This window comes from Mesorhizobium sp. B2-3-2 (assembly GCF_006442295.1).
In the GTDB taxonomy this organism is placed as follows: domain Bacteria; phylum Pseudomonadota; class Alphaproteobacteria; order Rhizobiales; family Rhizobiaceae; genus Mesorhizobium.
The window spans coordinates 17,669-29,412 of sequence record NZ_VFWA01000018.1; the positions used below are offsets into that span (position 1 = coordinate 17,669).

Consider the following 11,744-nt stretch of genomic DNA (forward strand, 5'->3'; position numbering starts at 1 on the left):
GTTTATCCGATCGCCGCATTGAGGATCTTCTCCTGCGTGGCTTCGTCACGCGGCATGATCGCGGTCAGGCGGCCTTCGCACATCACCGCGACCCGGTCGGCAAGACCGAGCAGCTCCGGCATCTCCGACGTCATCATGACGACAGCCAGGCCTTCGCCGGCGAGCCGGTCGATCAGGGCGAATATCTCCGACTTGGCGCCGACATCGATGCCGCGGGTCGGCTCGTCGACGACGATCACTTTCAGGCCGCGCATCAGCCAGCGTGAGATCAGCACCTTCTGCTGGTTTCCGCCCGACAGGTTCTTCACCTCTTGGAACAGGCTGGGCGTCTTGATGCGGAAGCGGTCGACATAATCCTGCACCGCTTTGTGTTCCCTGGTCTTGTCGACGAAACCCATGCGGGCGAAGGCGCCGAGCGAGGCGAGGCTGGCATTCTGGTAGACAGGCAGCTCGCCCATCAGCCCTTCGCTCTTGCGATCCTCGGTGAGCAGGCCGATGCCTAACCTGACGCCGGTGCGCGTATCGTGCGGCGAGAGGCGTTGACCGTCGACGGTGATCGTGCCCGAAGTGATCGGATCGTAACCGACGATCGCCTTGGCGAGTTCGGTGCGGCCGGCGCCCATCAGCCCGAAGAAGCCGAGCACCTCGCCGGCGCGCGCCTCGAACGACACATCGTTGAGCTTCTTCGCCGTGCCGAGCTTGTCCACGGACAGGGCTATCTTGCTAGCTGGCGCGCCGCGCTTGCGGGGAAACAGATTTTCGATGCGCCGGCCGATCATGTCCTGAATCAGCGTGTCGTTGGTGTGTTCGCCGATCGGCTTGGTCGAGATGTGGCGCCCGTCGCGCAGCACCGTCACCGTGTCGGCGATCTCGAACACTTCGTCGAGCTTGTGGCTGACATAGACCACCGCGATGCCGAGGCTGGCCAGCCGGCGGATGACTGTGAACAGCAGCGAAACTTCGTTCGGCGTCAGCGAGGATGTCGGCTCGTCCATCACCACCACGCGGGCCTCATGGGCGAGCGCGCGGGCGATCTCGACCATCTGCTGCTGGCTGACCGGCAGCGAGCCGGTGCGCGCCGCCGGATCGACATTGAAGCCGATGCGGTCGAAGAGCGCGGCTGAATCGGCGCGGATCTTCTTCCAGTCGATGGAGCCCGTCCTGCCGGCCGGATAGCCTTCCAGGAAGATGTTCTCGGCAACGGTGAATTCGGAGATCAGCGCGATCTCCTGGAACACGACCTTGATGCCTTCTTTCAAGCTGTCGCGCGGCGACTTGATGTCTACCTCGCGTCCGCGCATGCGGATGGAGCCGGCATCCTTGCCGTAGACGCCGGCCATGATCTTGATCAGCGTCGACTTGCCGGCGCCGTTCTCGCCCATCAGCGCATGGATCTTGCCGGGCTCGAGGGTGAAGTCGACATTGTCGAGCGCCACGACGCCGGGAAAGCGCTTGCCGATGCCGCGCAGTTCCAGCGCCGGTACATCGGTGTCGATGGCCGCGCCTTCGCCGGGATGCAGGAAATCAACGGACATTGGCTCTGTTCCGGATGATGTCGAGATAGGTTGCCAGGATGATGACGATGCCCGGCACCACCATTTGCAAATCCTGGTTCCAGCCGAGGATGATGATGCCGTTGTCGATCACCTTCAGCACCAGAACGCCAAGCAAGGTACCGAACAGCGAACCGCGGCCACCAAGCAGGCTGGTGCCGCCGAGGATGACGGCGGCAATCACCGTCAGCTCGAAGCCACGGCCGGCAGTCGGCTGGCCGGCGTTCATCAGCGACGACAGGATCATGCCGGCAACACCGACGCACAGGCCGGTAACGACGAAGGCCAACAGCTTGAGCCGTTCCGAGCGAATGCCTGACAGGCGCACCGCCTTTTCATTGGCGCCGACCGCGTAGAGATAGCGGCCGAGCGTGGTGAAGCGCAGCGTCACATAGGCAACCACGAAGATCAGGGCCGCCAGGATGACGGGGACCGGCACGGGGCCGACATAACCGGCGCCGAGATCGGTGAAGCTTGCCAATTGATTGTGGTTCTGCACCGCCTCGCGCGTGAACAAATAGACGCCGCCCTGCAGCATCATCATCGTGCCGATGGTGGCGATCAGCGAATTCACCCTGAGCCTGGTGACGACCAGCCCGTTGAACAGGCCGACCCCGCCGGCAAAGGCGAGCGCCGCCAGCATGCCGAGCGCAAGGCTATGGGTTGCATTGAGCACCGCCATGCCGATGCAGCCGACGAAGGCGAGCGACGCGCCGACCGACAGGTCGACCTCGGCGGTGATGATGAGCATGGTCATGCCCGAGGCGACGATCAGCACCAGAGCGCATTGGCGCAGGATGGCGATGATGTTGGCCTCCGAATAGAATTGCGGCGCCGCTATCGAGATGGCGATGCACAGCACGGCCAGGATTGCGCCCAGCACGAGCTGGCTGCTGCCCAGAAGGTTGCCGCCGATGAAACGCTTCGACGCGGAGACCTGTGTAAGCTCGCTCATTTCAGTCCATTCCCGGCCGTTTGCCTGGTCCCTCTGGAACCTGTCGTGTCGAACCCGGCATTTGTCTTGGCCACCGAAAGATCCTGACCGCCTGCCCTTCCCGCGACGCGGGAAGGGCGATGTCGGCCGGCCTTATTTCTTCAGGTCGGCGGAGGTCTTCATGCACTTTGCCGGCGGCTGCAGCGCGTTGACGGCATCCCATTTGATGGTGCGGGTGGTGCCGTCATAGTCATAGAACTTCTTCCAGTCGTCGCCGTTCATCGGCGCGGTCGGGCTGACGATGTGCTCCGGCACTTCCTCATTGTTGAAAAGCTTCACCGCGGCATCAATGGCGGTAAAGCCTTCCTTCTCGGGGAACATCGCGGCTTCGATGCGATAGGAAGGCTCGTTCTGCATCGCGTTGATGAAGGCAAGTCCCTCGCCGCCCGTGCCGACCGTCAACAGGCCATCCTGCGACTTGCCCGCCGCTTTCCAGGCCTGCAGGCCACCCAACGAAGAAGAATCGTTGATGCCGTAGATGATGTTGATATCGGCGTTCTTGGCCAGTGCCGCGGAGGACACTTCGAGAGCGCGGTCCGGATTGCCGCCGCCGTCGAGATCGTGGACCATGACTGCATCGGGGATGATGGTCTTCAGCCCGTCCATGAAGCCGTGCGAGCGCAGCACGGTGGCGGAAAGCAGCGGCAGGCCGACATTCATCACCTTGGCAACGCCGCCAAGCTTTTCCTTGGCGTATTTGCCGGCCTCGACGCCGGAGAAATAGCCGGTGTCGTAGTCGCAGATGGCGACCATGGTCGTCATGCCCTTGACCGGATTGCCTTCCAGCACGACCGGGACATTGGCGGCCTTTGCCTGGCGCAGAAGCGGCACCACGCCCTCTTCATTCACTGGGGTGATGATAAGCACGTCGACGCCCTTAGCGATGAAGTCTTCGGCCGCGGCGACCTGCTTGGCTATGTCGAGATTGGCATCCTGCACCTCGACCTCGATGCCGAGTTCCTTGCCGTGAGCCTTCATGCCCTTGATGACGTTCTGATACCACTCATGGGTGGCGTAGTTGGTGACGTAGCCGATGCGCTTGGGCATGTTCTCGGCATGCGCGGCGGCGGCGCCGAGCGCCAACACGGCGGCGGACGCAAACAGGATTGACTTGGACCAGAGCATTTTCTTCTCCCAGATTTATCGCTTTTGTTAGTCGCTGAACGGATAGTCCCGCCGTTCCGGGTCGGCACGTAAGGAGTTGGTGGCTTCGCCCCAGCCGAGTGCCGCCGAGATCTTCTCGGCGGCGGCGCGGGTGCGTTCGAAGACGGTTTCGCTGTCGAACCGCGCCGCCTTCTGCGGCAGCAGCGGCACGGTTAGCGCGGCGATGACGGCACCGGTGTGATCGCGCACAGGCATGGAGATATTGGTGCAGGCAGCAACGGCCAAGGAAGCGCGCATCTCATAACCGAGCCTGGCGACCTCGTTCAGCCGAGCCTCGATTTCGGCCCGCGTGCCCTGGCCCTCGCCGGCGGCCACGATGCGCTCGACGATGCGGTCGCGCTCGGCGCGGTTCGAATGGGCGAGCAGCACGGCACCCGAACTCGTTTCGAGGATCGGGAAATGCGACCCAAGTGCTACCGAGTAGCGCATCGGCAGCGGCGAATCGATCTGCAAAACCACCAGTGCGTTCTGGCCTTCGCGGACCACGAGATGGCAGCTCTGGTCGGCATTAGCGGTCAATTCGCGCATCACCGGCAGAGCGCATTCCACCAGCCGGTTTACCGGCGGATGCATGTGCGCCAGTTCGAACAGCTTCAGCGAGAGCCGGAAGCGGTCCGATTGCGTGCGGAAGATATAGCCCCGCTTCTCCAGCAGAAGCAGGATGCGGTAGATCTCGTGTATTGAGCGGCCGAGGCCGGTCGCGATCTCCGTCTGGGTCAGGGTTTCGGCGCTGGAGGCCATGAACTCCAGAACGTCGAGCGCCTTTTCCACCGCTGGCACGCGATAGCCGTTGCGGCCGCTTTCGCCCTCGTCCAGCGTCTGGGCAACGCTGGCGGCCATCAGGCGACGCTCCGTTCCGGCTGGACTTGCCTGGTTTCGCGGTAGAGGCTGTTGACGTGGCCTGCGAGTTCGGTCGCCGACATATCACCGGCTATGGCGGCGGCGGCATGCGGCGCGCATTCGCGGAAGAAGGCGATGAAGCCCGGATGGGTCGGACGCAGATAGGACGAGGCGATCGTCCGCAACGTCGAGCCGAAGAAATCGCCGGCAAGACGATTGACCCCAGCATCCTTCCAGGCCGCCAGAGAACCCGGTTGTCCGCCCGATTTCACATAGTCGCCGCGCTGGTATTCGGGCGAGCACAGGAACAATGCGTAGTCGATCGCAGCCTGCTTGTGCTTCGATTGGGCGCTGACGCCGATGCCGGCACCGCCGAGCAAGGCGCCGGCGGCTTGCGGGGTGGGCACGTCGGCGAAGCGCAGATGGGGCCTGTCGGGTTTCGAGGCGTAATTCACATAACCGAAGGCGAACGGCACGTAGACCACGTCGTCATGCGTGATCATGTGGTCGTAGCAGCGGATCGGATTCCACTTCGACGAGTCCGGGTGCGAAAGCGCCGCAAGCTCGCGCAATTGCGCAATCGCCTGCTCGACCATTTCCTTCGCCATGAATTGCTCGCCGTCTTCCTGGGGGCGGCCGAGCGTCAGAAGCAGGCACATGGCGTCGGTCGGCACAAAGGGCAGGCCGAGCCACTTGCCGTCGCTGCGCGCGCGCCGGCCAAGCTCCAGCACGTCTTCGTGCGTGCCGGGCACCGGACCGTAGCGCTCCAGCAAATCCGGCCGATAGGAGGCTACCTGGCAGGCGGCATCGATCGGCAGCGCCCACTGGCGGCCGTTCTTCTGGTAGGAGCGCCAGGACGCACCGACTGAATCACGCTCGAAGAAATGGATCTGTTCGGCCGACAGATAAGCGTCGAACGGAACCATCAGTTCATCCTGCGCGATGTCACCGATGAAGGGATGGTCGAACACGACCAGATCGTATGTGCCGAGCACCGGGCCGAGGGCGCCCTCACCGAATTCATAGAGGCTGCGGCGATCCCATTGGATTTCCAGGCCGGGATGCGCGGCGCAATAGGACTCGATGCTGCCGTCCAGCGGACCCCAGCATCGTCTATGATCCCACGCCAATCCGCGCAGCTTCGTCATGCCACTAAAAACCTCCCGGCGCCGGCAACGGCCGGCTCGCCATCGACACTAGCACTATTTTTCATATGCGCAACTTGTTTTCATTTGCGCAAAAAGCGCATACATCCTCCCGGCTGGCCGGTGCATGCTTCAGGCCAGATCGAAACGCTCCACGGCGCGCATGATGCCGCGCAGTTCAGCCAAACCCTTGAGCCGTCCGATAAGCGAATAGCCGGGGTTGATCTTTTTCTTGCCGATGTCGTCGGCAAGCAGATGCCCATGGTCCGGCCGCATCGGGATTTGCCAGTCGGCCCGGCCTTGCTCGCGACGGCGCTTTTCTTCCTGCATCAGAGCTAGGATAACGTGCGCCATGTCAGTGCCGCCTTCGAGATGCTCGGCTTCATAGAACGAGCCGTCCTCCTCGATGGTGATGTTGCGCAGGTGGACGAAGTGGATGCGGTCAGCGAATTCCTTGACCATGGCGACGATGTCGTTGTCGGCACGCGTGCCATAGGAGCCGGTACAGAAGGTCAGTCCATTGGCGGGACTGTCGACGGCGTTGAGGATAAAACGCGCATCCTGCGCCGTCGAAACCACGCGCGGCAGGCCGTAGAGCGAGAATGGCGGGTCGTCGGGATGGATGCACATGCGCACCCCCTCCTCTTCGGCCGCCGGAACGATTTCGCGCAGGAACCAGGCAAGGTTGTCGCGCAGTTCGTTGGGCCCGATCGAATCGTATTCCGCCAGGGCTTCGCGAAAACTGTCCCTGTTATAGCTGCGTTCGGTCGCCGGCAGGCCGGCGATGAGATTGCGCTCGATCCGGTCGATCTGCTCCGGCGTCAGCGTCTTCAGCCGCTTCTCGGCCTCGGCGATACGCGCCGGCGTGTAGCTAGCGGCACCATTCTTGCGCTGCAGCACGAAAAGATCGTAGGCCGCGAAATCGATAGCATCGAAGCGCAACGCATAGCCGGTTGTCGGCAGGCGATACATCAGGTCGGTGCGGGTCCAGTCCACCACCGGCATGAAATTATAACAGATCGTCTCGATGCCCGCCTTGGCGAGCACCCGGATGCTGTCGCGGTAGTAGCCGGCATAGCGCTCACGCTCGGGCGCGCCGATCTTGAAGGAATTGTGCACCGGAATGCTTTCGACGACCGACCATTTCAGGCCGGCCGCTTCGATGATCCGCTTGCGCTCGAGCACATCGGCCTCGGGCCAGGCGCGGCCGTCATAGATCTGATGCAGTGCTGAAACCACGCCGGTGGCGCCGGCCTGCCTGACATGTTCAAGCGTCACCGGATCATCGGGACCATACCAGCGCCAGCACTGTTCCATGAAGCCTCCTCAAGGTTTGGCGGTGACCATATTGTCGGACCACATAGCTGTCAACGGAGCCTTTCCACAGCCTTGCAGTTGATTTCCTGCCGATCGAGCCCTAGTCTGGTCCAACAAATAGCAAGGAGTTCTGCTGTGGAGCAGGCAAGCCACGATTTGATGGAGGCGGCGGACGAAGCCGGGATCAGCAGTTCCGCCGTCGACCATACCGTTCGGCAGATTCTCGACCTCATTCGCAATCGCGCCCTATCCGTCGGCGACGTGCTGCCCACCGAACGGGAGCTTGGCGAACTGTTCGGCGCCAGCCGCAACACGATACGCGAGGCGCTGCGCACCATCCGCACCTATGGGCTGATCGATCCCAAGCCACGCGTCGGCGCGGTGCTCGCCGATCGCCAGAACGTCGCGATCCAGAATTTTTTCGCCGCGCAGATGGACATATCGAAAACGTCCTTTCACGACATACAAGGATTTCGCCGCATCATCGAAGTGAGCGTCGGCGATCACATCATCCTCAATGCCAGTGCCGCCGAACTTGAAGCCCTGGACGAGGTCAATGGCCTGATCGAGACCAGCAAGGATGTCCAGGAAGCCGCGCAACGCGATTTCGATTTCCATCTGGCGCTGATGAAGCTCGCCGGCAACCGCATGTTGGTGCAGACCTATCAGTTCCTGTCGCCTGTCATCCTGCACATCATGACCGTCGGCAAATCCATCCGGCCGGTGCTGAGCGAAACACGCCACGCACATGGCGAGATCATCGCGGCGCTGCGCGCGCGCGACCGCATTGCCTATTGCTATCTCATGAGCCGGCATCTCGATTTCGGCTTGCGCTTCGTTCCCGACGACCTCGAACACGCCCGTATCTCGGCGGCAAACCCGGTGCAGCCGGGTCCGACATCTTCCAAGGATCTGCATCATGTCTGATTTTGAGAACAAGGTGGCGCTGATCACCGGCACGACCGGCATCGCGCTCGCCACTGCGCGCCGGCTGGCGCAAGGCGGCGCTGCGATCATCGCCTGCGGCATCGACCGGGCGGCCAATGCCGCCATGCAGGAAAGCCTCGCCAAGGCTGGAGCGAATGCGCTGGTGCAAACGGTGGACGTCTCCGTTTCCGACCAAGTGCGCGACGCGGTCGCGGCGGGCGTCGCGAGGTTCGGCGGCATCGACATCATCGTCAATTCGGCAGCGGTCCACCCCTACGGCACGGCGACCACGACCGACTGGGAAACCTGGAACCGGACGATGACAGTCAATGTCGGGTCGATCTACCTAACCGCGCATTTCGGCATTCCCGAAATGATCCGCCGAGGCGGCGGTGCCATCGTCAATGTCGCCTCGGTGCAGGGGTTCGCCTGCCAGCAGAACGTCGCCGCCTATGCCACGACCAAGGGCGCCATCCACACGCTGACGCGCTCGCTGGCGCTCGACTACGCCGCGGCCGGTATCCGGGTGAATTCGGTCAGCCCGGGCTCGATCCGCACGCCAATCCTCGAGAAGGCGGCGCGTGGCGACAATGGCAGCGACGCCGATGTCGAAGAAGCCTACAGGCGCTTCGGCGCCGCCCATCCACTCGGCCGTATCGGCGAGCCGGAGGAAGTGGCGGAGCTCATTGCTTTCCTGTGTTCATCGAAAGCCGGCTTCTGCACCGGCGCTGACTACAAGATCGATGGCGGCCTCACCGCCGGCATCGGCGTCAAGTAGGATGAAGATCGGACTTGGCCTCTATCGCGATTCGCTGACGCCGGAAAACTTCCGCTTCGCCCGGCAGGCCGGCGCGACGCATGTCGTTGCGCATCTGACCAACTATTTTCGCGGCCGCGATCCCTCGCTGTCGGCCGGCACCGAAACGGATGGCTGGGGCGATTGTTCGACGGATCGATTGTGGAGCTACGAGGATTTCACCGGGCTGGTGAAGACCGTACGCGACAATGGCCTGGAGATCGCCGGCATTGAAAACCTGTCGCCGCGCTTCTGGTCCGACGTACTGCTCGGCGGCCCCGACAGGACGAAGCAGCTCGAAGGCCTCAAGCGCCTGGTGCGTGACGCGGGCCGGGCCGGCATTCCCTGCATCGGCTACAACTTCTCGATCGCGGGCGTGTGGGGCTGGCAGCGCGGGCCATTCGCGCGCGGCGACGCCATGTCCGTGGGGCTCGATTTGTCCAACATCGATCCCGACCTGCCGCTGCCCGACGGCGTGGTCTGGAATATGCGCTACCGGCCGGGCCGGGCCGGCGCCGCGCCCGTCAGGGTCTCGCAAGAAGAACTGTGGGAACGGCTTGGCGTCTTCCTGCGCGAAATCGTACCGGTGGCCGAAGAGGCCGGCGTCGTGATGGCTGCGCATCCGGACGATCCACCCGCCGAGGCGCTGCGCGGCACGGCGCGCCTCGTCAACCGGCCGCAGAAATATGATCGGCTGATGGATATCGTCGACTCGCCCGCCAACGGGCTGGAGCTCTGCCTCGGCTCGCTGCAGGAGATGCCGCAGATCGAGGAGATCTACAGCCATGTGCGCCGTTTCGCGCGGCGTGGCCGCATCGGCTATATCCATTTCCGCAATGTGCGGGGCAAAGTGCCGAAATATCACGAGACCTTCGTCGACGACGGAGACATCGACATGGCCGAGATCGTGCGCATTCTGCGCGACGAGAACTATCAAGGCGTCATGATACCCGACCACACGCCTGAGATGGCCTGCGACGCTCCATGGCACGCCGGCAAGGCCTTCGCATTGGGCTACATGCGCGCACTGGTGCAGAACGCCGACGCGCTAGGTCCGGTACGAACCCGGGCACCCGACATGGCAGCGGAGTGAGTAGGGGACGCACGACTGACATTTTCGCGCCCGAAGGCGCCGCAAAAGCCCGCTTTCGATCGAGAGCGGGCTTTTGTTAGTCGGCTTCAGCTCCTAGCTCAGGATAGCGACGATCTCATATGAGTTCGGATCGACAATAACAATCCTGCCATCGGCCAGGAGGAAATATTCATAGCTCTCATAGGCAGGAACGATTTCGACGATCCGGTGCGGAAGTCGATGCAGCCGCACCTTCTGCTTCGGCACTTTCACGCCGACCGAAATGTCCACGTCGAGGTTCGAGACCGGTTCCACCTTCGTCTCCCGGATGACGTTGGTGATTTCGGTCTTCTGCTCGACGGATATATTGTTGATTGAAGCGGTTGAACTCTGGTCGGTCGTCGTACCGGCCTTGCCTTGCGCCTGCTGGTCGGTCGTCGCGCCAGCCTTGCCCTGCGCTTGCTGATCAGTAGTCGTACCGGCCTTGCCTTGGGCTTGCTGATCGGTAGTCGCGCCGGTTTTGCCCTGCGCCTGCTCGTCGGTCTTCATACCGGGCTTGCCTTGCGCCTGCTCATCGGTCTTCACACCCGCCTTGCCCTGGGCTTGCTGATCGGTCTTCACGCCCGCCTTGCCTTGCGCCTGCTCATCGGTCTTCGCTCCGGCTTTGCCTTGCGCCTGCTCGTCGGTCTTCACACCCGCCTTGCCTTGCGCCTGCTCATCGGTCTTCACTCCGGCTTTGCCTTGTGCCTGCTCGTCGGTCTTCATGCCGGCCTTGCCTTGCGTCTGCTGCTCGGTGCTGCCGCCCTTCTGGCAATCGGCCGAGCCGGCTGCGCAAGTGTCTGCCCCACGCGATTGGGTCGCTTCGCCCGACTGCTGCTGGGTCTGCGCGATTGCCGCCCCACATCCGAGGGTAAGCGCTAACATGCTGGTGATCAAAGTGGTTCTCATGGGAGGTCTCCTAGGATGGCAGTCCCTTCGCGGCAAAACTTTGCCACCCCGCGATTGTTCCACCGAAGGCTAATATATTCCGGAGCGGATGGAACTGCCGGCATTTTGCGAAGTTCGGCGCATGGGGCGTACCTGCCGAAATGCCGGTGGCGTCGTCGGCTCGGCGCCCTGCGCAACATCTGATGGAGACAGAAGTGGAAAAATATCTACTGGGAACGGCAGTGGGCATCCTGTTTCTTGCGGGGGCCGGAGTGGCCGCGGCGCAAGATGTGGTTATCCAGCCGGAGCAAGAAACCGTTATCAAGGAATATGTGAAGAAGCAGCCGCTGGCCTCGGTCAAGCTGCCCGGCGTGGAGCTCAATATCGGATCCACCGTGCCCGACACGGTCGAACTTCATGAGGTTCCGGATGTGAAATACCGCTACGTCGTGGTCGACAATCGAACAGTTCTGGTCGACCCGGAAACCCGGAAAATCGTTCAGGTCCTTCAATGACCGCATCTTCCAAAGCGCCCGCCCCGGCATGCGTCGAGGCGGGCGACGTGCGTCAGGATTCTGTTTTCATGCTCTGTTTTTCATGCATGTCTATGTTCCAAAACCAAGGCGTTTTGGACGACATGTATGGGCATGGCTACGACAACAGGTCAAATGCGATGTTGCGGTGCTTTTGAATTGCTGAGCTGGCAACAATGTCCGCCAGTTCTTTGTCGGAGAGAGTGCATTCTGGCAGTTCGTAACGGATGGCTGACACCGCCTGCGCCGTGGAAATCGGCCATTCGAGATTTCTGCGGGAATTGATGTAGTGATCGACAGCCCGGATCAGTTCCTTCGAGGTCATATCGATCACAGGCATCGGTTCCTCCTCCTCGTTTTTTTCCCCGGTTTTCTCACTGTGTTAACGGACGCCGAAGGCCGCCATCACAATTGTTAAGATGGCGGGCGAAAAGCTGTCGACTCCGAAAAAATAATTGACGGCAGGCGGTGGCCCG

General features: G+C 62.3%; 12 protein-coding genes. 4 read left to right on the forward strand and 8 right to left on the reverse strand.

Annotated elements, in window-relative coordinates; translation table 11 throughout:
* Positions 1–2 precede the first annotated feature (2 nt).
* From FJ964_RS26900 to uxuA, 6 genes are all read right to left on the reverse strand, one after another.
* Positions 3–1,535: a sugar ABC transporter ATP-binding protein gene (locus FJ964_RS26900; protein WP_140553385.1), complete on the reverse strand. Its 1,533-nt coding sequence runs from the start codon at positions 1,533–1,535 to the stop codon at positions 3–5.
* Positions 1,525–2,508 carry an ABC transporter permease gene (locus FJ964_RS26905; protein ID WP_140553387.1) on the reverse strand — a complete coding sequence of 328 codons (984 nt, stop codon included), beginning with the start codon at positions 2,506–2,508 and terminating at the stop codon, positions 1,525–1,527. The genes FJ964_RS26900 and FJ964_RS26905 overlap by 11 nt, the downstream gene beginning before the upstream one ends.
* 132 nt (positions 2,509–2,640) lie before the next feature.
* Complete coding sequence (locus tag FJ964_RS26910; RefSeq protein WP_027027652.1) at positions 2,641–3,672, reverse strand: sugar ABC transporter substrate-binding protein; 1,032 nt, start codon at positions 3,670–3,672, stop codon at positions 2,641–2,643.
* Between the two features lie 27 nt (positions 3,673–3,699).
* Positions 3,700–4,551 (reverse strand): IclR family transcriptional regulator, encoded by an 852-nt coding sequence (locus FJ964_RS26915; RefSeq protein WP_140553389.1) that lies wholly within the window; start codon positions 4,549–4,551, stop codon positions 3,700–3,702.
* The gene (locus tag FJ964_RS26920; RefSeq protein WP_140553390.1) at positions 4,551–5,699 is read right to left on the reverse strand and encodes an extracellular solute-binding protein; all 1,149 of its coding nucleotides are present in this window, start codon (positions 5,697–5,699) and stop codon (positions 4,551–4,553) included. Before FJ964_RS26920 ends, FJ964_RS26915 begins: the two co-directional genes overlap by 1 nt.
* Before the next feature lie 129 nt (positions 5,700–5,828).
* The gene (uxuA, locus tag FJ964_RS26925; protein ID WP_140553392.1) at positions 5,829–7,013 is read right to left on the reverse strand and encodes a mannonate dehydratase; all 1,185 of its coding nucleotides are present in this window, start codon (positions 7,011–7,013) and stop codon (positions 5,829–5,831) included.
* 135 nt (positions 7,014–7,148) lie between these two features.
* On the opposite strand from uxuA, the gene FJ964_RS26930 reads away from it, so the two are divergent.
* Genes FJ964_RS26930 through FJ964_RS26940 form a run of 3 tightly spaced genes read left to right on the forward strand, consistent with a single transcriptional unit; the run spans position 7,149 to position 9,829 of the window.
* On the forward strand, positions 7,149–7,940 hold the full coding sequence (locus FJ964_RS26930) for a FadR/GntR family transcriptional regulator (RefSeq protein ID WP_140553394.1): 792 nt from the start codon (positions 7,149–7,151) through the stop codon (positions 7,938–7,940).
* Entirely contained in the window at positions 7,933–8,718 is a 786-nt protein-coding gene (locus tag FJ964_RS26935; protein ID WP_140553395.1) for an SDR family oxidoreductase, read from the forward strand. The genes FJ964_RS26930 and FJ964_RS26935 overlap by 8 nt, the downstream gene beginning before the upstream one ends.
* 1 nt (position 8,719) lies before the next feature.
* Positions 8,720–9,829 carry a mannonate dehydratase gene (locus FJ964_RS26940; RefSeq protein WP_140553397.1) on the forward strand — a complete coding sequence of 370 codons (1,110 nt, stop codon included), beginning with the start codon at positions 8,720–8,722 and terminating at the stop codon, positions 9,827–9,829.
* Positions 9,830–9,922: 93 nt separating this feature from the next.
* Here FJ964_RS26940 and FJ964_RS26945 read toward each other — a convergent pair whose 3' ends face one another.
* Positions 9,923–10,573 carry a DUF1236 domain-containing protein gene (locus tag FJ964_RS26945; RefSeq protein WP_246676225.1) on the reverse strand — a complete coding sequence of 217 codons (651 nt, stop codon included), beginning with the start codon at positions 10,571–10,573 and terminating at the stop codon, positions 9,923–9,925.
* Between the two features lie 377 nt (positions 10,574–10,950).
* Here FJ964_RS26945 and FJ964_RS26950 point away from each other — a divergent pair, with 377 nt between their 5' ends.
* Positions 10,951–11,250, forward strand: a complete 300-nt coding sequence (locus FJ964_RS26950) for a DUF1236 domain-containing protein (RefSeq protein ID WP_140553399.1) — start codon at positions 10,951–10,953, stop codon at positions 11,248–11,250.
* A 136-nt stretch (positions 11,251–11,386) separates the two neighbouring features.
* On the opposite strand, the gene FJ964_RS26955 is transcribed toward FJ964_RS26950, so the two are convergent.
* Entirely contained in the window at positions 11,387–11,608 is a 222-nt protein-coding gene (locus tag FJ964_RS26955; protein WP_140553400.1) for a hypothetical protein, read from the reverse strand.
* Between the last annotated feature and the right edge of the window lie 136 nt (positions 11,609–11,744).

Coding starts and splice junctions, on each gene's coding strand:
- FJ964_RS26900 (WP_140553385.1), bottom strand. CDS start 1,535: ATGTCCGTTGATTTCCTGCATCCCGGCGAAGGCGCGGCCATCGACACC.
- FJ964_RS26905 (WP_140553387.1), bottom strand. CDS start 2,508: ATGAGCGAGCTTACACAGGTCTCCGCGTCGAAGCGTTTCATCGGCGGC.
- FJ964_RS26910 (WP_027027652.1), bottom strand. CDS start 3,672: ATGCTCTGGTCCAAGTCAATCCTGTTTGCGTCCGCCGCCGTGTTGGCG.
- FJ964_RS26915 (WP_140553389.1), bottom strand. CDS start 4,551: ATGGCCGCCAGCGTTGCCCAGACGCTGGACGAGGGCGAAAGCGGCCGC.
- FJ964_RS26920 (WP_140553390.1), bottom strand. CDS start 5,699: ATGACGAAGCTGCGCGGATTGGCGTGGGATCATAGACGATGCTGGGGT.
- uxuA (WP_140553392.1), bottom strand. CDS start 7,013: ATGGAACAGTGCTGGCGCTGGTATGGTCCCGATGATCCGGTGACGCTT.
- FJ964_RS26935 (WP_140553395.1), top strand. CDS start 7,933: ATGTCTGATTTTGAGAACAAGGTGGCGCTGATCACCGGCACGACCGGC.
- FJ964_RS26940 (WP_140553397.1), top strand. CDS start 8,720: ATGAAGATCGGACTTGGCCTCTATCGCGATTCGCTGACGCCGGAAAAC.
- FJ964_RS26945 (WP_246676225.1), bottom strand. CDS start 10,573: ATGAAGACCGACGAGCAGGCACAAGGCAAAGCCGGAGTGAAGACCGAT.
- FJ964_RS26955 (WP_140553400.1), bottom strand. CDS start 11,608: ATGCCTGTGATCGATATGACCTCGAAGGAACTGATCCGGGCTGTCGAT.